The 23392-nt window shown below is 57.8% G+C and carries 24 protein-coding genes; 15 read left to right on the plus strand and 9 right to left on the minus strand.

From position 1 onward, the window contains the following. Positions 1-27 precede the first annotated feature (27 nt). From skp to tilS, 11 genes are all read left to right on the plus strand, one after another. Positions 28-513: a molecular chaperone Skp gene (gene skp, locus GJV78_RS02700; RefSeq protein WP_167519334.1), complete on the plus strand. Its 486-nt coding sequence runs from the start codon at positions 28-30 to the stop codon at positions 511-513. A gap of 3 nt (positions 514-516) precedes the next feature. Next, positions 517-1542 (plus strand): UDP-3-O-(3-hydroxymyristoyl)glucosamine N-acyltransferase, encoded by a 1026-nt coding sequence (gene lpxD, locus GJV78_RS02705; protein ID WP_155106871.1) that lies wholly within the window; start codon positions 517-519, stop codon positions 1540-1542. Positions 1543-1786: 244 nt separating this feature from the next. After that, complete coding sequence (fabZ, locus tag GJV78_RS02710) at positions 1787-2242, plus strand: 3-hydroxyacyl-ACP dehydratase FabZ (RefSeq protein ID WP_155106872.1); 456 nt, start codon at positions 1787-1789, stop codon at positions 2240-2242. Between the two features lie 3 nt (positions 2243-2245). After that, positions 2246-3034 carry an acyl-ACP--UDP-N-acetylglucosamine O-acyltransferase gene (lpxA, locus tag GJV78_RS02715; protein ID WP_167519335.1) on the plus strand — a complete coding sequence of 263 codons (789 nt, stop codon included), beginning with the start codon at positions 2246-2248 and terminating at the stop codon, positions 3032-3034. Continuing rightward, positions 3034-4182 carry a lipid-A-disaccharide synthase gene (gene lpxB, locus GJV78_RS02720; protein ID WP_155106873.1) on the plus strand — a complete coding sequence of 383 codons (1149 nt, stop codon included), beginning with the start codon at positions 3034-3036 and terminating at the stop codon, positions 4180-4182. The genes lpxA and lpxB overlap by 1 nt, the downstream gene beginning before the upstream one ends. After that, a complete protein-coding gene (rnhB, locus tag GJV78_RS02725) occupies positions 4179-4775 on the plus strand; it encodes a ribonuclease HII (protein ID WP_155106874.1) in 597 nt (198 codons plus the stop codon). Before lpxB ends, rnhB begins: the two co-directional genes overlap by 4 nt. Positions 4776-4893: 118 nt before the next feature. Continuing rightward, a complete protein-coding gene (dnaE, locus tag GJV78_RS02730) occupies positions 4894-8376 on the plus strand; it encodes a DNA polymerase III subunit alpha (protein ID WP_155106875.1) in 3483 nt (1160 codons plus the stop codon). Positions 8377-8388: 12 nt separating this feature from the next. Next, positions 8389-9348 (plus strand): acetyl-CoA carboxylase carboxyl transferase subunit alpha, encoded by a 960-nt coding sequence (accA, locus tag GJV78_RS02735; protein WP_155106876.1) that lies wholly within the window; start codon positions 8389-8391, stop codon positions 9346-9348. 95 nt (positions 9349-9443) lie between these two features. Further along, positions 9444-11582, plus strand: coding sequence for a lysine decarboxylase LdcC (gene ldcC, locus GJV78_RS02740; RefSeq protein WP_155106877.1), 2139 nt, complete (start codon positions 9444-9446; stop codon positions 11580-11582). A 47-nt stretch (positions 11583-11629) separates the two neighbouring features. Beyond that, the gene (locus GJV78_RS02745) at positions 11630-12019 is read left to right on the plus strand and encodes a VOC family protein (RefSeq protein WP_155106878.1); all 390 of its coding nucleotides are present in this window, start codon (positions 11630-11632) and stop codon (positions 12017-12019) included. 61 nt (positions 12020-12080) lie between these two features. Continuing rightward, positions 12081-13382 (plus strand): tRNA lysidine(34) synthetase TilS, encoded by a 1302-nt coding sequence (gene tilS / locus GJV78_RS02750; RefSeq protein ID WP_155106879.1) that lies wholly within the window; start codon positions 12081-12083, stop codon positions 13380-13382. 18 nt (positions 13383-13400) lie between these two features. Here the strand turns inward: tilS and rof are convergent, their stop codons facing one another. Together rof and GJV78_RS02760 are read right to left on the minus strand one after the other, a co-directional pair. Then, positions 13401-13661: a Rho-binding antiterminator gene (rof, locus tag GJV78_RS02755; RefSeq protein ID WP_155106880.1), complete on the minus strand. Its 261-nt coding sequence runs from the start codon at positions 13659-13661 to the stop codon at positions 13401-13403. Beyond that, on the minus strand, positions 13648-13848 hold the full coding sequence (locus tag GJV78_RS02760) for a YaeP family protein (RefSeq protein WP_167519336.1): 201 nt from the start codon (positions 13846-13848) through the stop codon (positions 13648-13650). Before GJV78_RS02760 ends, rof begins: the two co-directional genes overlap by 14 nt. Positions 13849-14046: 198 nt before the next feature. Between GJV78_RS02760 and GJV78_RS02765 the strand changes: the two genes are divergently transcribed. From GJV78_RS02765 to nlpE, 3 genes are read left to right on the plus strand one after another with little or no spacing between them, the layout of a single operon-like run. Continuing rightward, positions 14047-14592, plus strand: coding sequence for a YaeQ family protein (locus GJV78_RS02765; protein WP_155106881.1), 546 nt, complete (start codon positions 14047-14049; stop codon positions 14590-14592). Next, entirely contained in the window at positions 14589-15011 is a 423-nt protein-coding gene (gene arfB, locus GJV78_RS02770; protein WP_155106882.1) for an alternative ribosome rescue aminoacyl-tRNA hydrolase ArfB, read from the plus strand. Before GJV78_RS02765 ends, arfB begins: the two co-directional genes overlap by 4 nt. Before the next feature lie 34 nt (positions 15012-15045). Further along, a complete protein-coding gene (gene nlpE, locus GJV78_RS02775) occupies positions 15046-15744 on the plus strand; it encodes an envelope stress response activation lipoprotein NlpE (RefSeq protein WP_155106883.1) in 699 nt (232 codons plus the stop codon). Here nlpE and GJV78_RS02780 read toward each other — a convergent pair. The 7 genes from GJV78_RS02780 to metN all read right to left on the minus strand — a co-directional run bounded on the left by GJV78_RS02780 (position 15741) and on the right by metN (position 22497). Continuing rightward, positions 15741-16619: a YaeF family permuted papain-like enzyme gene (locus tag GJV78_RS02780; RefSeq protein ID WP_155106884.1), complete on the minus strand. Its 879-nt coding sequence runs from the start codon at positions 16617-16619 to the stop codon at positions 15741-15743. The genes nlpE and GJV78_RS02780 overlap by 4 nt on opposite strands. Positions 16620-16823: 204 nt before the next feature. After that, positions 16824-18542 (minus strand): proline--tRNA ligase, encoded by a 1719-nt coding sequence (proS, locus tag GJV78_RS02785; RefSeq protein WP_155106885.1) that lies wholly within the window; start codon positions 18540-18542, stop codon positions 16824-16826. 108 nt (positions 18543-18650) lie between these two features. Beyond that, complete coding sequence (tsaA, locus tag GJV78_RS02790) at positions 18651-19358, minus strand: tRNA (N6-threonylcarbamoyladenosine(37)-N6)-methyltransferase TrmO (protein ID WP_155106886.1); 708 nt, start codon at positions 19356-19358, stop codon at positions 18651-18653. Continuing rightward, on the minus strand, positions 19355-19759 hold the full coding sequence (gene rcsF / locus GJV78_RS02795) for an Rcs stress response system protein RcsF (RefSeq protein ID WP_155106887.1): 405 nt from the start codon (positions 19757-19759) through the stop codon (positions 19355-19357). The genes tsaA and rcsF overlap by 4 nt, the downstream gene beginning before the upstream one ends. Positions 19760-19877: 118 nt before the next feature. Beyond that, positions 19878-20693 carry a MetQ/NlpA family lipoprotein gene (locus tag GJV78_RS02800; protein WP_155106888.1) on the minus strand — a complete coding sequence of 272 codons (816 nt, stop codon included), beginning with the start codon at positions 20691-20693 and terminating at the stop codon, positions 19878-19880. Between the two features lie 126 nt (positions 20694-20819). Continuing rightward, complete coding sequence (locus tag GJV78_RS02805; RefSeq protein WP_155106889.1) at positions 20820-21473, minus strand: methionine ABC transporter permease MetI; 654 nt, start codon at positions 21471-21473, stop codon at positions 20820-20822. Further along, the gene (metN, locus tag GJV78_RS02810; protein ID WP_155106890.1) at positions 21466-22497 is read right to left on the minus strand and encodes a methionine ABC transporter ATP-binding protein MetN; all 1032 of its coding nucleotides are present in this window, start codon (positions 22495-22497) and stop codon (positions 21466-21468) included. Before metN ends, GJV78_RS02805 begins: the two co-directional genes overlap by 8 nt. A gap of 188 nt (positions 22498-22685) precedes the next feature. On the opposite strand from metN, the gene gmhB reads away from it, so the two are divergent. Further along, positions 22686-23252 (plus strand): D-glycero-beta-D-manno-heptose 1,7-bisphosphate 7-phosphatase, encoded by a 567-nt coding sequence (gene gmhB / locus GJV78_RS02815; protein WP_167519337.1) that lies wholly within the window; start codon positions 22686-22688, stop codon positions 23250-23252. The last annotated feature ends 140 nt before the right edge of the window (positions 23253-23392 follow it).

A 23392-nucleotide genomic window follows, 5' to 3' on the forward strand; every position in this document is an offset into this window, starting at 1 on the left:
TACATATGGGATGGTAAGGAGTTAATTGTGAAAAAGTGGTTATTAGCTGCAGGTCTCGGTTTAGCGATGGCAACGTCCGCACAGGCCGCAGACAAGATTGCAATCGTCAATATGGGCAGCCTGTTCCAGCAGGTGGCGCAGAAGACGGGCGTTTCCAGCACGCTGGAGAATGAGTTCAAAGGCCGTGCCGGCGAACTGCAGCGTATGGAAAGCGATCTGCAATCTAAAATGCAGCGTCTGCAGTCAATGAAGGCGGGCAATGAGCGCACCAAGCTGGAAAAAGAGGTGATGTCTCAGCGTCAGACCTTCGCTCAGAAAGCGCAGGCTTTCGAGCAGGATCGCGCGCGTCGTTCCAGCGAGGAGCGTGGCAAGCTGGTTACTCGTATTCAGACTGCCGTTAAATCCGTCGCCAGCAGCCAGAGCATCGATCTGGTTGTAGATGCTAACGCCGTTGCTTTCAACAGCAGCGATGTCAAAGATATCACCGCTGACGTACTGAAACAGGTTAAATAAGTAATGCCTTCAATTCGACTGGCTGATTTGGCAGAGCAGTTGGATGCAGAACTACACGGTGATGGCGATATCGTCATCACCGCCGTTGCGTCTATGCAGTCCGCCCAAACAGGCCACATCACGTTCATGGTCAATCCTAAATACCGTGACCGCTTAGGCTTATGCCAGGCTTCCGCCGTCGTCATGACCCGGGAAGATCTCCCTTTTGCCAGGAGTGCCGCGCTGGTAGTGAAGAATCCCTACCTGACCTATGCCCGGATGGCGCAAATTTTAGATACCACGCCGCAGCCGGCGCAGAATATTGCCGCCAGTGCGGCGATCGACGCGACGGCGACGCTGGGTAAGAACGTTTCGATCGCGGCCAATGCGGTGATCGAATCAGGCGTTGTGCTGGGCGATAACGTGGTTATCGGCGCAGGCTGCTTCGTCGGGAAAAACAGCAAAATCGGCGCAGGCTCCCGTCTGTGGGCCAACGTATCGATTTATCATGAGGTTGAGATTGGCGAGCACTGTCTGGTTCAGTCCGGTACGGTGATCGGCGCGGACGGCTTCGGCTACGCCAACGATCGCGGCAACTGGGTGAAGATCCCGCAGCTTGGCCGCGTTATTATTGGCGATCGCGTTGAGATTGGTGCCTGCACCACCATAGACCGCGGCGCGCTGGACGACACGATAATCGGCAACGGCGTGATAATTGATAACCAGTGCCAGATTGCACATAACGTCGTGATTGGCGACAATACGGCGGTTGCCGGCGGCGTCATTATGGCGGGCAGCCTGAAGATTGGCCGTTACTGCATGATTGGCGGTGCCAGCGTCATCAACGGGCATATGGAAATATGCGACAAGGTGACGGTAACAGGAATGGGGATGGTCATGCGCCCTATTACTGAACCCGGCGTCTACTCCTCAGGCATTCCGCTGCAGCCTAATAAAGTCTGGCGTAAGACCGCCGCGCTGGTGATGAACATTGATGAAATGAGCAAGCGCCTTAAGGCCGTTGAGCGCAAGGTTAATCACCGGGACTAAGTTTCTGTACGCATGTCCGACCGCTGTGCGCCGGAAGCGCTGCTGAACGGTAGCGCTATCAGAACTGGAACGTTCTGGAAGGGCGATCCGCTGGCAAGCCGGAGCGGTCGTGGCCCGGCGGCGGCAAGGTGGTATCTTGCAAGATAAAGTGTACGCACGCCAAACTTTACGGCCTGTCACATTCATATGATTGCGGCAGGCCGTGTTATTATTGCCTTTTATTATATTTGACAGGAAGAGTATTTTGACTACGACCACTCATACTCTGCATATTGAAGAGATTTTAGAGCTTTTGCCGCACCGTTTTCCATTTCTGTTGGTTGACCGCGTGCTGGATTTTGAAGAAGGGCGTTTTCTGCGCGCAGTGAAAAATGTCTCCGTTAACGAGCCGTTCTTCCAGGGACACTTCCCCGGCAAACCTATTTTTCCGGGCGTGCTGATCCTTGAAGCAATGGCGCAGGCAACCGGCATCCTGGCGTTTAAAAGCGTGGGCAAACTGGAGCCTGGAGAGCTGTATTACTTTGCCGGTATCGATGAGGCCCGCTTTAAGCGCCCCGTCGTGCCGGGCGATCAGATGATCATGGAAGTGACCTTCGAGAAAACGCGCCGTGGCCTGACCCGTTTCAAAGGGGTGGCGCTGGTTGACGGTAAAGTAGCCTGTGAAGCAACGATGATGTGCGCTCGTAGCCGGGAGTCCTGATACGTGATTGATAAGTCCGCCTTTATTCACCCAACCGCCATTGTGGAAGAGGGTGCCATCATTGGCGCTAACGTCCACATTGGTCCCTTCTGCATTGTCGGGCCCGATGTTGAAATCGGTGAGGATACCGTACTGAAATCTCACGTTGTCGTGAATGGCCATACGAAAATTGGTCGTGGCAATGAGATCTATCAGTTTGCCTCTATTGGTGAAGTGAACCAGGATCTGAAATATGCTGGCGAACCGACCCGCGTTTCCATCGGCGATCGTAACCGCATTCGCGAAAGCGTGACTATTCATCGCGGTACGGTGCAGGGGGGCGGAGTGACGAAGGTGGGCAGCGATAACCTGCTGATGATCAACGCCCACGTGGCCCATGATTGTGTCGTGGGCAACCGCTGTATTCTGGCAAATAACGCCACGCTGGCGGGCCACGTCACGCTGGATGACTTCGTCATCATCGGTGGTATGACCGCCGTGCATCAGTTCTGCACTATCGGCGCGCACGTGATGGTCGGCGGCTGCTCCGGCGTAGCGCAGGACGTTCCGCCGTATGTTATCGCCCAGGGCAACCACGCGACGCCGTTTGGCGTCAACATTGAGGGTCTGAAGCGCCGCGGCTTCACCCGCGAAGCGATTACCGCTATCCGCAATGCCTATAAGCTGCTCTACCGCAGCGGCAAAACCCTGGATGAGGCAAAGCCGGAAATTGCGCAGCTTGCGGACCAACACCCGGAAGTGAAAGCGTTCACCGGCTTCTTCGAACGCTCCACGCGCGGCCTGATCCGGTAATGGCCGAGCGTCGCCCCTTAACGATAGCCCTGGTCGCCGGAGAAACCTCCGGCGATATTCTTGGTGCCGGGCTGATGCGCGCCCTGAAGGCGCGCGTTCCTGACGTACGCTTTGTTGGCGTGGCCGGCCCGCGGATGCAGGCCGAAGGCTGCGAAGCCTGGTATGAAATGGAAGAGCTGGCGGTGATGGGGATCGTCGAAGTGCTTGGCCGCCTGCGCCGCCTGCTGCATATTCGCACCGATCTGACCCGGCGATTTACCGCGCTTCAGCCGGACGTCTTCGTCGGCATTGATGCACCCGATTTCAATATCACCCTTGAAGGTAATCTGAAAAAGCGGGGCATTAAAACCATTCACTACGTCAGCCCTTCCGTCTGGGCGTGGCGGCAAAAACGGGTTTTCAAAATAGGCAGATCCACCGATATGGTGCTGGCCTTTCTGCCTTTCGAAAAAGCGTTTTACGACAAATTTAACGTGCCGTGCCGCTTTATCGGTCACACCATGGCCGATGCTATGCCGCTGGAGCCGGATAAAAACGCCGCCCGCGACGCGCTGGGGATTGCCCATGACGCGCGCTGCCTGGCGCTGCTGCCCGGCAGCCGCGGCGCGGAAGTGGAGATGCTCAGCGGCGACTTCCTGCAGACCGCGCAGATTTTGCGGCAGACGTGGCCGGATCTGGAGGTGGTGGTACCGCTGGTGAATGCCCGACGCCGCGAGCAGTTTGAGCGTATTAAAGCCGGAGTTGCGCCCGATCTGCAGGTTCATCTGCTGGACGGCATGGGGCGCGAGGCGATGGTCGCCAGCGATGCGGCGCTGCTGGCTTCCGGCACCGCCGCGCTGGAGTGTATGCTGGCGAAATGCCCGATGGTGGTGGGATACCGGATGAAGCCGTTCACCTTCTGGCTGGCGAAGCGGCTGGTGAAGACCGACTACGTTTCGTTGCCCAACCTGCTGGCGGGAAGAGAGTTGGTCAAAGAGCTGTTGCAGGATGAGTGTGAACCGCGGAAGCTGGCCGATGCCCTGCTGCCGCTGCTGGCGGATGGCGAAACCCGTCATGCGATGCACGACACTTTCCGCGAGCTGCATCGGCAGATCCGCTGTAGCGCCGACGAGCAGGCGGCGGCGGCCGTTCTGGAGTTAGCGCAATGATCGAATTTGTTTATCCACATACCCGGCTGGTGGCGGGGGTCGATGAAGTGGGGCGCGGCCCGCTGGTGGGCGCGGTGGTGACCGCCGCGGTGATCCTCGATCCGCAGCGCCCGATCGTCGGGCTTAATGATTCAAAAAAGCTGTCGGAGAAGCGTCGCCTGGCGCTGTGCGCAGAGATCAAAGAAAAAGCCCTCAGCTGGAGTCTCGGACGCGCGGAGCCGCATGAAATCGACGCGCTGAACATTCTGCACGCCACTATGCTGGCGATGCAGCGCGCGGTGGCGGGTCTGCACATCGCCCCGGAGTATGTGCTGATTGACGGCAACCGCTGTCCCGCGCTGCCGGTGCCGTCGATGGCGGTGGTAAAAGGCGACAGCCGCGTGGCGGAAATCAGCGCGGCCTCCATTCTGGCAAAGGTGGCGCGGGACGCCGAAATGACCGTGCTGGATCGCGTTTTTCCGCAGTATGGCTTTGCTCAACATAAAGGTTATCCGACCGCTTTTCACCTGGCCGCGCTGGCGGAGCACGGCGCGACGGAGCATCACCGGCGCAGCTTTGCTCCCGTTAAGCGCGCGCTGGGCCTCGTTTCCTGACTCCCGGCGTAAAAACGTATTCGATTTTATGCACAATACGTCGGAGCGGCGAAAGTCCGCTGAACGCATACGGTCGGAAGACCGCCCGAAGAATAAAGAACAGTAGTGGGATCTGAAGATGTCTGAACCTCGTTTCGTCCACCTGCGGGTGCACAGCGACTACTCCATGATCGACGGGCTGGCGAAAACGGTGCCGCTGGTGAAAAAGGCGGCCGCGCTGGGCATGCCGGCGCTGGCCATTACCGATTTTACCAATCTCTGTGGGCTGGTGAAGTTCTACGGAGCGGGCCATAGCGCCGGTATTAAGCCCATCGTCGGCGCGGATTTTCACGTCCGCAGCGAGCTGCTGGGCGATGAGCTGACGCAGCTTACCGTACTGGCGGCCAACAACGTCGGTTACCAGAATCTCACCCTGCTGATCTCTAAAGCCTACCAGCGCGGCTACGGCGCGGCCGGCCCGGTTATCGATCGTGACTGGCTGATAGAGCTGAAGGAGGGGGTGATTCTGCTCTCCGGCGGCCGGATGGGCGACGTGGGGCGCAGCCTGCTGCGCGGCAACGAGGCGCTGGTGGATGAGTGTCTGGCCTTTTATCAGGAGCACTTCCCGGATCGCTATTTCCTGGAGCTTATCCGCACCGGCAGGCAGGACGAAGAGACGTACCTGCATGCGGCGGTCGCGCTGGCCGAGGCGCGCGGTCTGCCGGTGGTGGCGACCAACGATGTGCGTTTTATCGACAGCGACGACTTCGACGCCCATGAAATTCGCGTGGCGATCCACGACGGCTTTACCCTTGACGATCCCAAGCGGCCGCGCAACTACTCGCCGCAGCAGTATATGCGCAGCATCGATGAGATGTGCGAGCTGTTTTCCGATATTCCGGAAGCGCTGGAAAACAGCGTGGAGATCGCCAGGCGCTGTAACGTCACGGTGCGCCTGGGTGAATACTTCCTGCCGCAGTTCCCTACCGGGGAAATGACCACCGAAGATTTTCTGGTCAAAAAATCGAAGGAGGGGCTGGAGGAGCGTCTGGCCTTCCTGTTCCCGGACGAAGAGGTGCGAAAAAAGCGCCGTCCGGAGTATGACGAGCGTCTGGATATTGAACTGCAGGTTATCAACCAGATGGGCTTCCCCGGCTACTTCCTCATCGTGATGGAGTTTATCCAGTGGTCGAAAGACAACGGCGTGCCGGTAGGTCCCGGGCGAGGCTCCGGCGCAGGTTCGCTGGTGGCCTATGCGCTGAAAATTACCGATCTGGACCCGCTGGAGTTCGACCTGCTGTTCGAACGCTTCCTCAACCCTGAACGTGTGTCAATGCCCGACTTTGACGTTGACTTCTGCATGGAGAAACGCGATCGGGTGATCGAGCACGTGGCGGATATGTACGGACGTGATGCGGTATCGCAGATTATTACCTTCGGCACCATGGCGGCGAAAGCGGTTATTCGCGACGTGGGTCGCGTGCTGGGGCACCCTTACGGCTTTGTGGATCGTATCTCCAAGCTGGTGCCACCCGATCCGGGAATGACGCTGGCGAAAGCCTTCGAGGCCGAGCCGCAGCTGCCGGAAATCTACGAGGCGGACGAAGAGGTTAAAGCGCTGATCGACATGGCGCGCAAGCTGGAAGGGGTCACCCGCAACGCCGGGAAGCACGCGGGCGGCGTGGTGATCGCGCCGACCAAAATCACCGATTTCGCGCCGCTCTACTGTGACGAAGCGGGGCAGCATCCGGTAACCCAGTTCGATAAAAACGACGTGGAATACGCCGGTCTGGTGAAGTTCGACTTCCTTGGGCTGCGTACGCTCACCATCATCAACTGGGCGCTGGAGATGATCAACAAGCGGCGCGAGAAGAACGGCGAGCCGCCGCTGGATATCGCCGCGATCCCGCTGGATGATAAAAAAAGCTTCGACATGCTGCAGCGGTCCGAAACCACCGCGGTGTTCCAGCTGGAATCCCGCGGCATGAAGGATCTGATCAAGCGCCTGCAGCCCGACTGCTTCGAAGATATGATCGCCCTGGTGGCCCTGTTCCGCCCGGGGCCGCTGCAGTCGGGAATGGTGGATAACTTTATCGACCGTAAGCACGGACGTGAAGAGATCTCTTACCCGGACGTGCAGTGGCAGCATGAAAGCCTGAAGCCGGTGCTGGAGCCGACCTACGGCATTATCCTGTACCAGGAACAGGTCATGCAGATAGCCCAGGTGCTTTCCGGCTATACCCTCGGCGGCGCGGATATGCTGCGTCGTGCGATGGGTAAGAAAAAGCCGGAGGAGATGGCCAAGCAGCGCTCCATTTTTGAGGAGGGCGCAAAGAAAAACGGTATCGACGGCGAGCTGGCGATGAAAATTTTCGACCTGGTGGAGAAATTTGCCGGGTACGGGTTTAACAAGTCGCACTCCGCCGCCTACGCGCTGGTCTCCTATCAGACCCTGTGGCTGAAGGCGCACTATCCGGCCGAGTTTATGGCGGCGGTGATGACCGCCGATATGGACAACACCGAGAAGGTGGTCGGCCTGGTGGATGAGTGCTGGCGGATGGGGCTAAAAATTCTGCCGCCGGACATCAACTCCGGGCTGTATCATTTTCACGTCAACGATGACGGGGAGATCGTCTACGGCATTGGCGCGATCAAAGGGGTTGGCGAAGGCCCCATTGAGGCGATCATCGAGGCGCGTAACCAGGGCGGCTATTTCCGCGAGCTGTTCGATCTCTGCGCCCGCACCGACACCAAAAAGCTTAATCGCCGGGTGCTGGAAAAACTCATTATGTCCGGGGCCTTTGACCGCCTCGGGCCGCATCGCGCGGCGCTGATGAATTCGCTGGGTGACGCCCTGAAGGCCGCCGATCAGCACGCCAGGGCGGAGGCCATCGGCCAGGTCGACATGTTTGGCGTGCTGGCGGAGGAGCCGGAGCAGATTGAACAGTCTTACGCCAGCTGCCAGCCGTGGCCGGAGCAGGTGGTACTGGACGGCGAACGCGAAACCCTGGGGCTGTACCTGACGGGCCACCCCATTAATCAATATCTGAAAGAAATCGAGCGCTATGTCGGAGGGTATCGACTCAAAGACATGCATCCGACGGAACGTGGTAAAGTCACCACCGCCGCGGGGCTTGTTATTGCCGCAAGGGTTATGGTCACCAAGCGCGGCAATCGTATCGGCATCTGTACGCTGGATGACCGTTCCGGGCGGCTGGAGGTGATGTTATTTACCGACGCCCTGGATAAATACCAGCAGCTGCTGGAAAAAGACCGCATACTCATCGTCAGCGGACAGGTCAGTTTTGATGACTTCACCGGCGGGCTTAAAATGACCGCCCGCGAAGTGATGGATATTGACGAAGCCCGGGAAAAATATGCTCGCGGGCTTGCTATCTCGCTGACGGACAGGCAAATTGATGACCAGCTTTTAAACCGACTCCGTCAGTCTCTGGAACCCCACCGCTCGGGAACTATTCCAGTACATCTCTACTATCAGAGGGCGGATGCGCGCGCCCGGCTGCGTTTTGGCGCGACGTGGCGCGTCTCTCCGAGCGATCGCTTACTTAACGATCTTCGTGGCCTCATTGGTTCGGAGCAGGTGGAACTGGAGTTTGACTAATACAGGAATACTATGAGTCTGAATTTCCTTGATTTTGAACAGCCGATTGCAGAGCTGGAAGCGAAAATCGATTCTCTGACGGCGGTGAGCCGTCAGGACGAGAAACTGGATATTAACATCGATGAAGAGGTGCATCGGCTACGTGAAAAGAGCGTAGAGCTGACGCGAAAAATCTTCGCCGATCTTGGTGCATGGCAGGTTGCCCAGCTGGCGCGCCATCCGCAGCGTCCTTATACCCTGGATTATGTCCGTCTGGCTTTTGATGAATTTGACGAGCTGGCGGGGGATCGCGCCTACGCGGATGATAAAGCGATCGTCGGCGGCATTGCGCGCCTTGACGGGCGTCCGGTGATGATCATTGGCCACCAGAAAGGCCGTGAAACCAAAGAGAAAATTCGCCGCAACTTCGGTATGCCGGCACCGGAAGGCTATCGTAAAGCCCTGCGCCTGATGGAAATGGCCGAACGCTTTAAAATGCCGATCGTCACCTTCATTGACACCCCGGGCGCTTATCCGGGCGTGGGTGCGGAAGAGCGCGGCCAGTCTGAAGCGATCGCCCGCAACCTGCGTGAAATGTCGCGCCTGAACGTGCCGGTGATCTGCACCGTAATCGGGGAGGGTGGCTCCGGCGGCGCGCTGGCGATTGGCGTGGGCGACAAGGTGAACATGCTGCAGTACAGCACCTACTCGGTTATCTCTCCGGAGGGCTGCGCCTCCATTCTGTGGAAGAGCGCGGACAAAGCGCCGCTGGCCGCGGAAGCGATGGGCATCATCGCGCCGCGCCTGAAGGAGCTGAAGCTGATCGACTCCATTATCCAGGAGCCGCTGGGCGGGGCGCACCGTAACCCGGAGGAGATGGCCGCTTCGCTGAAGGCGCAGCTGCTTGCGGATCTCGCCGATCTTGACGTACTGAATAACGACGAGCTGAAAAACCGGCGCTATCAGCGCCTGATGAGCTACGGCTACGCATAACGCGCACGCCGTCAAAAAAGGGCCACGCTTGTGGCCCTTTTTTTTATCCGCGCGTCACCAGGCTATGATTAATGATGATTCTTCCAGGGGGACGTATGAATATCATTGCCATCATGGGGCCGCATGGCGTCTTTTATAAAGATGAGCCTGTTAAAGAGCTGGAGCTGGCGCTGCAGGCGCAGGGATTCCAGATCATCTGGCCGAAGAACAGCGTCGACCTGTTGAAATTTATTGAGCATAATCCGCGCATCTGCGGCGTGATTTTTGACTGGGACGAGTACAGCCTCGATCTGTGCAGCGATATCAACCAGCTTAACGAATACCTGCCGCTGTACGCTTTTATCAATACCCATTCGACGATGGACGTCAGCGTGCACGATATGCGCATGGCGCTGTGGTTTTTTGAGTATGCGCTCGGTCAGGCGCAGGATATCGCAACGCGAATTCGCCAGTATACCGAAGAGTATCTCGACAATATCATGCCGCCCTTTACCAGGGCGCTGTTTACCTACGTGAAGGAGGGAAAATACACCTTCTGCACCCCTGGCCATATGGCGGGAACCGCCTGGCAAAAAAGCCCGGTGGGCAGCCTGTTCTATGATTTTTTCGGCGGCAATATGCTGAAGGCCGACGTGTCGATCTCCGTTACCGAGCTGGGATCGCTGCTGGATCACAGCGGGCCACATCTGGAGGCGGAGGAGTATATCGCCCGCACCTTCGGCGCGGAGCAGAGCTATATCGTGACTAACGGCACCTCCACGTCGAATAAAATCGTCGGCATGTACGCCGCGCCGACCGGGAGCACGCTGCTTATCGATCGCAACTGCCATAAGTCGCTGGCGCATCTGCTGATGATGAGCGACGTGGTGCCGCTCTGGCTGAAGCCGACGCGTAATGCGCTGGGGATTCTGGGCGGTATTCCGAAGGAGGAATTTACCCGCGACAGCATCGGACGCAAGGTTGCGGAGACCCGCCGGGCGCAGTGGCCGGTGCACGCGGTGATTACCAACTCCACCTATGACGGGCTGTTGTACAACACCGACTGGATCAAACGGACCCTGGACGTGCCCTCCATCCACTTTGACTCCGCCTGGGTGCCCTATACCCACTTTCACCCGATTTATCAGGGAAAAAGCGGTATGAGCGGCGAGCGGGTGCCGGGGAAGGTGATCTTCGAGACCCAGTCAACCCACAAAATGCTGGCGGCGCTCTCCCAGGCGTCGCTTATTCACGTCAAGGGGGAGTACGACGAAGAGACTTTTAACGAGGCGTATATGATGCACACCTCAACGTCCCCAAGCTACCCGATCGTGGCGTCGACAGAGATGGCGGCGGCGATGCTGCGCGGCAATCCGGGCAGGCGGCTGATTAACCGCTCCGTGGAGCGGGCGCTCCATTTTCGCAAGGAGGTGCAGCGCCTGCGCGAAGAGTCCGACGGCTGGTTTTTTGATATCTGGCAGCCGGAAAAGGTGGATGAGGCCGAATGCTGGCCGGTCGCGCCGGGGGAAGCGTGGCACGGTTTTACCCGCGCCGATGCCGATCATATGTTCCTCGATCCGGTAAAGGTGACCATCCTGACGCCGGGAATGGACGAGCAGGGCAATATGAGCGAAGAGGGGATACCCGCGGCGCTGGTGGCGAAGTTCCTTGATGAGCGCGGGGTGGTGGTGGAGAAGACCGGTCCCTACAATCTGCTGTTTCTCTTTAGTATTGGTATTGATAAGACCCGGGCGATGGGGCTTCTACGCGGCCTGACGGAGTTTAAACGCGCTTACGATCTCAACCTGCGGGTTAAAAATATGCTCCCGGATCTCTATGCCGAAGATCCCGACTTTTATCGCACCATGCGTATCCAGGATCTGGCGCAGGGTATTCACCGGCTTATTCGTCAGCACAATCTTCCCGGCCTGATGCTGCGGGCGTTCGACGCGCTGCCGAAGATGGTGATGACGCCGTATGAGGCGTGGCAGCGGCAGATTAAGGGCGAGGTGGAAACCGTGACGCTCGACCGGCTGGTGGGACGGGTTTCCGCCAATATGATCCTGCCCTATCCGCCGGGGGTGCCGCTGCTGATGCCCGGTGAAGCCATCGATGAAGAGAGCCGGGCGGTGCTCGACTTTTTGCTGATGCTCTGCTCCATAGGTCAGCATTATCCCGGTTTTAAGACCGATATTCACGGTGCCAGGCAGGATGAAGAGGGGATCTATCGCGTTCGGGTGTTAAAAACGGCCTGACGCCCCGCCTGAAGGGGCGGCGTTAACAGACACAGGAGTAAAACGCTATGCTGGGGTTAAAACAGGTTCATCATATTGCGATTATTGCGACAGACTACGGGGTGAGCAAGGCGTTCTACTGCGATGTGCTGGGGTTTACCCTGCAAAGCGAGGTATACCGGGAGGATCGCGACTCCTGGAAAGGCGATCTGGCGCTGAACGGGCGGTATGTGATTGAGCTTTTTTCCTTCCCCTTTCCGCCGCAGCGGGCGAGCCGCCCGGAGGCCTGCGGCCTGCGCCATCTCGCCTTTAGCGTGGACGATGTGGTAAAGGCGGCGGCCTGTCTGGAGGCGCAGGGAGTGAAATGCGAGGCGGTCCGCATCGATCCTTTCACCGGTAAACGCTTCACCTTTTTCAACGATCCGGACGGCTTACCTCTCGAACTGTACGAACAGTAAGGCTTGTCATGGCGGTCGTTGCCCGGTAACGTGCCGGGCAACGCCACAGTAGGCAATGACCATGACGACACTTACGCTAAACACTTCTCTTCTGACTTCGCACCAGATTCTGGTGGCCTTCAGCGGCGGCCTTGATTCTACGGTGTTATTGCATCAGCTGACGCGGTGGCGGGATCGCCATCCGGACGTGCGCCTGCGCGCCATTCATATTCATCACGGACTAAGCCCGCACGCTGAAGAGTGGGTACGTCACTGCGAAGCGATATGTCAGGCGTGGCAGGTGCCGCTGCAGGTTGAGCGGGTAACGCTGGTGAATGAGGGGCTGGGCGTGGAGGCCCATGCGCGGCGGGCGCGCTATCAGGCTTTCGCCCGGGCGCTACGGCCCGGCGAGCTTCTGGCCACCGCCCAGCATCTTGACGATCAGTGTGAAACCTTCCTGCTGGCGCTGAAGCGCGGCAGCGGCCCTGCAGGGCTTTCCGCAATGGCGGAAAGCGCTCCGTTTTCCGGTACGCGGCTTATTCGTCCGCTGCTGTCTCAGACCCGGCAGGCGCTGGGCCGCTGGGCGGAAGCTTATGCGCTGCGCTGGATCGAGGATGAAAGCAACCAGGATGATGCCTGGGATCGCAACTTTTTGCGCCTGCGGGTGCTGCCGCTCCTGCAGCAGCGCTGGCCGCATTTTGCCGACGCGGCGGCGCGCAGCGCGGCGCTGTGCGCCGAACAGGAGAGTCTGTTGGATGAACTGCTGGCAAAAGATCTGGCCGACTGTATGACCATCCAGGGTTCCCTGCGGCTTGCGCCGCTGATGGTGCTGAGCGACCCGCGCCGGGCGGCTATTCTGCGCCGCTGGCTGGCATCGTTGAACGCGCCGATGCCGTCGAGAGACGCCCTTGGGCGTCTCTGGCAAGAGGTGGCGCTGGCGCGGGAAGATGCTTCTCCCTGCCTGCGCGTCGGCGAACATGAGATCCGCCGCTACCGGGAGCAGCTGTGGTGGGTTAAGTCCGTTTCCGGACAAACGGAGACGGTTTTACCCTGGCAGCACCTGGAGGCACCGCTGCCGCTGCCGGAGGGGCTGGGATATGTGCAGCTGCTCCCCGGCGGCGGGCTGCGGCCGCCCCGGCCTGACGAAGCCGTCAGCGTGCGCTTTAAGGCTCCGGGAGTGCTGCATATCGTCGGGCGCGGCGGCGGCGGCAGAAAGCTGAAAAAGATCTGGCAGGAGCTGGGCGTTCCTCCCTGGGAGCGGGATACCACGCCGCTGCTGTTCTATGGTGAAACGCCGATTGCTGCGGCGGGGCGTTTTATCACGGCCGAAGGCGCGGCGGTGGGAGAGGGCGTCAGGCTGGCATGGAAAAAGGACGGACGGTAAGAAACCGCCCGTCGGGGTTCAGGATTCGCCGATTACCACGGTGCCTGTCTGCGGGTGGCTGAAGCTGGCTATCCTGTCCAGGCGCAGCTCTCGCGATTCGCCGGCGACGTCGGCTAACAGGTATTCCACGTTTTTTCGGGAGATCAGGTCAGTCGCCTTTGCCTGCAGGGCTTCGCCATCCTTGAGCGTTAACGCCAACGTTAACTGCTGCTGGCAGGCGAGTTCAAGGTTGTCATAATCATCACAGTTGATAGGGTGGTACGCTTCATTCATTGACATAATCGCTCACCAGTAAGTTTGCGGCGGCACAGGCCGCCTTCTCCCTGACCGCTTCAGAAAGGGTGATATCTGCCGCTATTTCATTAAGCACCTTTAATACGCAGCCCAGCGCATCCGGAATATACCCCAGATCGCCGCTGGCGATCTCCGCGTACCGTTTGCGTATTAACTCACAATATTTTTCCACCTCTCCTCCTGTCAGCACTCTGGCTTAACCGTGAACGCACGACTACGCCCGGGAAGATAAATTCTGTTTAGCAAGGTGACTATATCATATCCATTCAAGCCGTATCAGCAGGGAAGTAGGCCCCGCCGGGATTCAGAATAACAGCCTTTTAGCCCCGATTTCGCTACAATACGCACCTGGTTTGAATGGAGCTTTCCCATGGCGCTTAAAGCGACAATTTATAAAGCCGTCGTCAACGTGGCGGACCTTGACCGCAGCCGGTTTCTTGACGCGACGCTGACCCTGGCGCGTCACCCTTCCGAAACCCAGGAGAGGATGATGCTGCGCCTGCTGGCGTGGATAAAATATGCCGACGAGCGGCTGCAGTTTACCCGCGGCCTGAGCGCGGATGACGAGCCTGAGGCCTGGCTGCGCAACGATCATCTGGGCATTGATCTGTGGATCGAACTGGGCCTGCCGGATGAACGCCGGATCAAGAAAGCCTGCAGCCAGGCCGCAGAGGTGGCGCTGTTTGCCTACAACAGCCGGGCGGCGCAGATCTGGTGGCAGCAGAATCAGAGCAAGTGCGCTCAGTTTGCGAATCTTACGGTCTGGTATCTGGATGATGCGCTACTGACCCGGCTCAGCGCGTTTGCCGAACGCAGCATGACGCTGCAGGCGACCATTCAGGACGGGGCCATCTGGCTGTCGGACGCGCAGAATAATCTGGAAATTCAGCTCGCCGCATGGCAGCCGCCCGCATGATAATTATCTGCGGAACGGTCTCGATTCCCGACAATGAGCTGGAGATCGCCGCCATTCGCGCCCAGGGCGCGGGCGGCCAGCACGTTAATAAGACCTCAACGGCGATACATCTGCGCTTTGACATCCGGGCTTCCAGCCTGCCAGAGTATTATAAGGCGAAGCTGCTGGCGGCCAGCCATCACCTGATAACCAGCGATGGCGTGATGGTCATTAAGGCGCAAGAATATCGTAGCCAGGAGCTTAACCGGGAGGCCGCGATTGCCCGCCTGACAGCGGTGATTAAAGAACTCACTGCGGAGCAGAAAAGCCGCCGCGCCACGCGACCAACGCGCGCGTCGAAGCAGCGGCGGCTGAACGCCAAGGCGCAAAAGTCCTCGGTGAAAGCGCTTCGCGGTAAAATCCGTCGTCCCGTGGACTGACGAGTGGAACAGCGCTTTGCAAAAGGAAATCAAATTGAAAAAAGCAATTGTCGCGGCGATGGCCGCCTTCTCGCTCTTTGCCCTGATCGGCTGTAATAACCGCGCTGAGGTTGAGAGCCTGCAGCAGACCCGTGCGGCGGAGCTGAAGCCGATGCCGCAGAGCTGGCGTGGCGTATTGCCCTGCGCTGACTGCGAAGGCATTGAGCTTTCCCTTTTTCTGGAAAAGGACGGCACCTGGGTGATGAATCAGCGTTATCAGGGGGCGCGGGCGGCAGGGGCAACCTTTGCGACGTACGGCACCTGGGCGCGTACCGCCGATAAGCTGGTGTTGACCGACAGCAAAGGCGATCGCTCGTACTATCGTGCGAAGGGCGACGCCCTTGAGATGCTCGATCGCGAAGGTAATCCGATTACGTCACAGTTCAACTATACGCTTAAGCCGGTAAAAGCCAGCCTGCCGGTTACGCCTATGCCGATGCGCGGTATGTATCTCTATATGGCCGATGCGGCAACCTTTACCGACTGTGCGACGGGCAAGACGATCCCGGTAGCCAATACGCTTGAGCTGGAGCGCGGCTATCTGGCGACCCGCGAAGCGCCGGAGAAGCCGGTGCTGCTGTCGGTTGAAGGGCACTTTATGCAGGATACCGGCATGGAGGAAGGCCAGCAGATAAAAGTGCTGGCCGTGGACAAAATGATTAAATTTATGCCGGGCAAGGGCTGCGGCGACTAAGAACCTGGCCCACCGGAGATCCGCCCGGGGGATCGGGCGGACTCAGGTTGGCCCTGTTGCGTCAGCCCCACCAGTCGCCTGGCGTTGATATAAATTCCTGGCTTAAGGTGACCAACATACCGCAGCCGGGCCTCCGGTTTAAACGCGGCCACATCGCCTTCGCGCATATGCAGCAGATCGGAGGGGGCAATCCACCCCGGCTCCGCCAGGGTTAATGGACGCCCGGCTTTAGCAAACGCATCGGTGACAAATTCAGAACAGAACCAGACCCTTTTCTCATCGCCCTCCCTCTTGCTGAGCTGCGCTTGGGCAAGCCCGTGGATGCACTGCTGGCGGAAATTCGCAGAGAAGGGATTCAGCGAACAGATCTGCTTCGTCAGCATAAAGGGAATAAACTTAACGATACCGCGGAAGTTATAGCGGCTGTTGGTGATGCGGTAAGCGAACGCTTTGATCTCTGCGGCCTGCTGCGAGGTCAGGTCGGGCACTCTCAGGGCGAAAAGCTTATCGCTGTGCTGCATCGCCTGCCTGAGCGAAACGATTTGCACCCCGGCACCGGTGGCTTCCGCTACCTCCTCGTCACCCAGATAAACGGCAACGTGGCTGACGGAGGAGGCGCTGAAGGCGCGAATGCCCAGTGAGGCGATCCCGACGCTGGAGGAAAAGAGCAGATCGCCTGCCTGTAGCTCCGTTTCGTCAATTTCAACCAGCGTGTTGGTGAGCAGCGAGCTTTGCCGCTGGAACCTGATGGCCCACGTACTGGACTCAGCCTCAGCCGTATCCGGCGGCGTCCGGGCAATGTCTAAGGTACAGGCGGTGAGTAAGAGCAGTGAGGGCAGAAGGAAATGACGGCGGTAGGCCGCTGGTTTTGCCATATGTTATCCCATCCATGGTTAAAAAAGGCCCTGAGTCCAGGCCTTTCAGGTTGATGACAAAGAGGGAAAAAACGTGATTTTTCCCTCTTTGTGGTTAGCAGCCGAAAATCAATGAGTTTATTTTTGTGGTGATTATGGCCGAACGAGTTCGGTCTGGGGTTTGTCATCAGTCTCAAAGGCCCTGAGTCCAGGGCCTTTCCGGCATCAGCCTTTGATTTGTTGTACCAGATAGCTGAGGATGTCGCCGGTTTTAATCAGCTGTTTTTCCCCGCTGCGGCGATATTTATATTCGATATCGTCATTATCGAGATTACGATCGCCGATAACCACGGTGTGCGGAATACCGATCAGCTCCATATCGGCAAACATCACGCCCGGGCGCTCTTTGCGGTCGTCCATCAGCACCTCAATGCCCTGGGCGCGCAGCTCGCCGTACAGTTTTTCCGCCAGCTCCCGCACGCGGAAGGATTTATGCATGTTCATCGGCAGAATCGCTACCTGGAACGGCGCAATGGCGTCAGGCCAGACGATGCCGCGCTCGTCAAAGTTCTGCTCAATGGCGGCGGCGACCACGCGGGTAACCCCGATGCCGTAGCAGCCCATAGTCAGGATCTGATTACGTCCGTCTTCACCCTGTACCGCGGCCTTCAGCGCTTCGGAGTATTTGGTGCCCAGCTGGAAGATGTGGCCCACTTCGATACCGCGTTTGATGAGCAGCGTACCCTGACCGTCCGGGCTGGGATCGCCGGCCACCACGTTGCGGATATCGGCAACGGCAGGCATCGCCACGTCGCGATCCCAGTTGATGCCGAAATAGTGCTTGCCGTCGACGTTGGCACCCGCGGCGAAGTCGCTCATCGCCGCCACGCTGCGGTCAATAATGACCGGAACCGGCAGATTGACCGGCCCCAGGGAACCCGGACCGGCGTTAACGACGGCGCGAATTTCCGCTTCGGCGGCAAAAGTCAGCGGGCTGGCGACCTGGGGCAGCTTTTCCGCTTTCACTTCGTTCAGCTCGTGATCGCCGCGAACCAGCAGGGCGACCAGCGGGCAGGCGCTGCCTTCCTCCGCTTTAACCAGCAGGGTTTTAACGGTTTTTTCGATCGGCAGGTTGAACTGTTCAACCAGCTCGGCGATGGTCTTCGCGTTCGGCGTATCGACCAGCGTCATCGGCTGGGTTGCCGCGGCGCGCGGCGTCTGCGGTGCAACGGCTTCGGCCAGCTCAATATTGGCCGCGTAGTCGGAGGTGTCGGAGAAGACGATATCGTCTTCTCCGCTCTGGGCCAGCACCTGGAACTCGTGCGACGCATTACCGCCAATCGAGCCGGTATCCGCCTGCACCGCGCGGAATTCCAGCCCGATACGGCTGAAAATTTTGCTGTAGGCGGCGTACATCGCGTCGTAGGTCTCCTGCAGCGACGCCTGAGAGGTGTGGAAAGAGTAGGCATCTTTCATCAGGAATTCGCGGGAGCGCATGACGCCGAAGCGCGGGCGCACTTCGTCGCGGAATTTCGTCTGGATCTGGAAGAAGTTCAGCGGCAGCTGCTTGTAAGAGCTTAGCTCATTACGCACCAGATCGGTGATCACCTCTTCGTGGGTTGGGCCGAGAACGAACGGCCGCTCGCCACGGTCGACAAATCGCAGCAGCTCCGGACCATACTGTTCCCAACGACCGCTCTCCTGCCACAGATCTGCAGGCTGAACCACCGGCATTGACACCTCGATCGCCCCGGCGTTGTTCATCTCTTCACGCACGATGTTTTCGACTTTTTTCAGGACGCGCAGGCCGGTTGGCAGCCAGGTGTATAACCCGGAGGCCAGCTTGCGGATCATCCCGGCGCGCAGCATCAGCTGGTGGCTGATGACCTCGGCGTCGGCAGGAGTCTCTTTCAGAGTGGAGAGCAGATATTGGCTAGTACGCATGTTGTTATGGTTCCAGTTGAACGATCGAACAGGCTCAGCGCGAGCCTGACACAAAAAGTGATTTAGTTTACCAGTGAGAAAGAAATGTCAAAAGAGAAGGGGGCGAAATTAGCGGGGTTCAAGCGCAAAGACTTCAAAACCGGCGTCGGTGACGCGCCAGCGCACGTTAAAATCGTACAGCCAGACGGCGTAAGCCCTGCCGCTCTCTTCGCTCTTGCGGTACGCCGGGCGCGGGTCCTGCGCCAGCACTTCGCGAATAAAGGTTCTGAGCTGCGGATAGCGTTTCTCCAGCCCGGCAAGCTGTTCGGTAACTTCATGGCTAAAGGAGACCGGCATTTCGGCGGCGGGGGCGTGCTGTGCATAGCTGGCGGCGGCGTTCGGCAAGGACTCGGCGAAGGGCAGATAGGGTTTAATATCCACCACCGGCGTGCCGTCGACCAGGTCCAGGCTGCCCAGCGTCAGGATCACCTGTTCCTTCCGGCAAACGATCCCCTTCAGCTCAACCAGCGACATACCGAGGGGATTAGGGCGAAACGTGGAGCGCGTGGCGAAAACACCCATTCTGGTATTACCGCCAAGGCGCGGTGGGCGAACGGTAGGACGCCAGCCGCCTTCCATTGTCTGGTGAAAAATGAAAATGACCCACAGGTGGCTGAATGCCTCCAGACCGCGTACCGCCTCGGCCTGATTATAAGGCGCAAGCAGATGAAGCTCGCCGTTGGCGCTTTTTACCAGCCCGGGCTGGCGGGGGACGGCGAACTTTTCTTTATAAGGGGAGCGAATGACACCGATTTGCTCAAGCTGAAAGTTGTTCATTTAGCCGTGATGTTCAGGGCAGAGCCGACGCATACCGCCTGTCGATAGCAGCCCGGCGTCCCGCTGGTTACTTCGCATCCGTGCAGCAGCACGGCGTTGGCCTTCATTTTCGAGGCATTAATCTGCATACGCTTGCGGGCGGTGGGGATGTTGGGCGGTGAATCCTGATTGGTGGCCTGGCAGGATTCTCCGCTGACTTCACCCAGATCGCGGAACGGCTTGCCGACTAAATCTTCCGCCTGGGTATAAATTTTAACCATTGGAGCCCGCGGCGCTTTGGTCTTTTCTGGCTCCACCTTTGGCGTGATTACAGTATCTTTAGCGGGTTCTGCTGGAGATCTACTTAGCAGAGTACAGCCGCTCAGCATGAGTGCTAATAAACAGATCGGTAAAGCACGCATAATTTTTCCTCAATAAATAATCTAATTGTCAGATATTGAATCAGGTGCAGGCATAAATGACAAGACGGGCAAGCGCCCGTCCTGAATGATATTACAGATTGAGAAATCAGCCTAAGAATTACCAGCCTTTCACCGCACCGCCGTTAAAGACCTTATTAGCGGCTTCATAGACTTCATCAGACTGGTAGGCCTGGACAAATTTCTTCACGTTCTCGGCGTCCTTATTGTCTTCGCGCGTCACAATAATGTTCACGTACGGGGAGTCTTTATCTTCAACAAAGATGCCGTCTTTTGCCGGCGTCAGATCGATCTGGCTGGCGTAGGTGGTGTTAATCACCGCAAGGGCGATCTGCGCATCGTCCAGAGAACGTGGCAGCTGCGGCGCTTCCAGCTCAACGATTTTCAGATTTTTAGGATTCGCGACGATGTCCAGCGCGGTTGGCAGCAGGCCAACGCCCTCTTTCAGTTTGATCAGCCCTACCTTTTCCAGCAGCAGCAGGGAGCGGCCCAGGTTGGTTGGATCGTTCGGGACGGCAATCTGGGAGCCATTCTGCAGCTCATCCAGGTTTTTGATCTTTTTGGAGTAGCCTGCGATAGGGTAAACAAAGGTATTGCCTGCGGCGACCAGCTTGTAGCCGCGATCTTTGATCTGCTGATCCAGGTATGGTTTGTGCTGGAAGGCATTGGCGTCGATGTCACCTTTGCTCAGCGCTTCGTTAGGCAGGACGTAGTCGTTGAAAGTAACCAGCTCAACGTCCAGGCCATATTTCTCTTTCGCCACCTTCTGGGCGACTTCCGCAACCTGCTGCTCTGCCCCGACGATGACGCCAACCTTAATATGGTTTGGATCTTTTTCTTCCTGGCCGCAGCCCGCCAGAGCCAGAGAACCAATCAGGGCACCTACCGCTACAAAAGTTTTAAATTTGAACGCCATGCTTATTTCCTTAATCAGTTATTTATGTTGTGTTGACTCGCTATACTTCAGGCTACCTGTGCTGCGGTTGTGCTAAAGCGTCGCGACATTTTGCCCTGCAACCCGAATTACCCAGGATAGATAATGTTATTTGTGGGTGACCACCCGAACAATGCGATCGCCAGCAAACTGAATGAGATAAACCAGAATTACCAGTAATACCAGCACCGTGTTCATCACGGTAGCATTGTAGCCAATATATCCGTACTGATAGCCGATCTGCCCGAGGCCGCCCGCGCCAACGGCACCGCCCATTGCCGAGTAGCCAACCAGAGTAATAAGCGTAATGGTCGCCGCGTTGACCAGCCCCGGCAGCGCTTCCGGCAGTAGCACTTTACCTACGATCTGCATCGGCGTGGCACCCATCGCGCGGGACGCTTCAATAAGCCCGGCGGGGATTTCCAGCAGCGCGTTTTCTACCATGCGGGCGATAAACGGCGCGGCACCTACGGTAAGCGGTACGATCGCCGCCTGCAGACCGATAGAGGTGCCGACAATGAGCCGGGTAAACGGAATCATCCACACCAGCAAAATAATAAATGGGATGGAGCGGAAAATGTTCACAAGCGCTGAGAGCGTACGATAAAGCTTTGCGTTGGCGATGATTTGCCCCGGCCGGGAGACATACAGCAGCACGCCTGCCGGCAGGCCAATGACAAAACCAAAAAAGCCGGATACGAAGGTCATTGCCAGCGTTTCCCATACGCCGCGAACCAGCAGCCACATCATCGGTTCAGACATAACCCAGTACCTCTATTTTTACATGGTGATCCTGTAGCCAGGCGATGGCGGCCTGCGTATCTTTCTGCGTGCCGTGCATCTCGGTCAGCATGATGCCAAACTTCACGCCGCCGGCGTAATCCATCTGCGCGCTAATAATATTGTTGTTGACGTTAAAACGGCGCGCCGTTTCTGAAAGCAGCGGCGCGTCAACCGACTGGCCGGTAAACTCCATGCGCAGCATCGGGACGCCGTCCGCAAAAGGCTCCGCTTTTAAGCGCGCAAGATAATCTTCCGGAATATCCAGATGCAGCGTGGACTGAATAAACTTTTGCGCCAGCGGGGTTTTCGGGTGTGAGAACACCTCGCTGACCGTGTCCTGCTCAATAAGCACGCCGTTGCTGATAACCGCTACGCAGTCGCAGATACGCTTAACGACATCCATTTCGTGAGTGATCAGCAGAATGGTCAGGCCGAGACGGCGGTTAATATCTTTCAACAGCTCCAGAATGGATCGGGTCGTGGCCGGATCAAGCGCGCTGGTTGCTTCATCGCACAGCAGCACCTTCGGCTGGCTGGCCAGGGCGCGGGCAATGGCCACGCGCTGCTTCTGACCGCCGGAAAGGTTGGCCGGATAGCTGTCGTGTTTTTCGGCAAGGCCCACCAGATCCAGCAGCTCCGTTACGCGGCGTTTAATCTCATCTTTCGGCGTATTGTCCAGTTCCAGCGGTAGCGCGACGTTGCCAAACACGGTCCGGGAGGCCAGCAGATTAAAATGCTGGAAAATCATGCCAATCTGACGGCGTGCCCTGGTCAGTTCGGCGCTGGAGAGGGCGGTCAGATCCTGACCATCAACCAGAACGCGGCCCTTCGTGGGGCGCTCCAGCAGGTTTACACAGCGGATCAGCGTGCTCTTACCGGCACCAGAGGCCCCAATGACGCCGTAAATTTGCCCGGCGGGAACGTGCAGGCTGACGTCGTTCAGCGCCTGAACGGTACGGGTCCCCTGCTGAAACACCTTAGTGATATTCGAAAGTTTAATCATTGAATAGTTATTATCGTCGTGAAGTTAGCCGTGGCATTGTTATCTGCCTGATACGGGCGTTGCCGTCAACAGAATGGATGGTAAGGCATCCAGACGTCTAAATCAATCAGGGTTTATACGATGAGCACTTTCTTGCCCGGTGAAACATGCGATACTAGCGCCACATGCTTTATTCAGGAGCTATAAAGGTGGCAAAGTCTGTACCTGCAGTTTTTCTCGATCGCGATGGCACAATTAATGTGGATCGTGGTTATGTTCACGAGATTGATGAGTTCGAATTTATCGAAGGCGTTATTGATGCGATGCGCGAGCTGAAAAAAATGGGCTATGCGCTGGTCGTCGTCACCAACCAGTCCGGCATTGCGCGCGGTAAGTTTACCGAAGCGCAGTTCGAAACCTTGACCGAATGGATGGACTGGTCGCTGGCGGACCGCGATGTTGATCTTGACGGTATCTATTATTGCCCGCATCACCCACAGGGCAGCGTGGAGACGTTTCGCCAGGTCTGCGATTGTCGCAAACCGCATCCGGGCATGCTTATCTCCGCACGGGATTTTCTGCATATTGATATGGCCGCCTCCTTTATGGTGGGCGATAAATTAGAAGATATGCAGGCGGCGGGAGCGGCTAATGTTGGTACAAAAGTGTTGGTTCGTACCGGAAAACCCGTTACGCCTGAGGCAGAGCAGGCGGCGGATTGGGTGATTAATAGTCTGGCCGACCTGCCGATGGCGATAAAGCAGCGGCAAAAGTAAGCGTTGTGCTTAAAAGGTAGGCGGTTGGATGGGATTTGCGTTTTTCCGCTTGTCTTCCCGAATCGACACCCTATAATGCGCCTCCATCGACACGGCGGTTGTGAATCACTTCACACCAACACAGCCGGAAAGATTGAAGA

The organism is Intestinirhabdus alba (genome assembly GCF_009711095.1).
GTDB lineage: Bacteria > Pseudomonadota > Gammaproteobacteria > Enterobacterales > Enterobacteriaceae > Intestinirhabdus > Intestinirhabdus alba.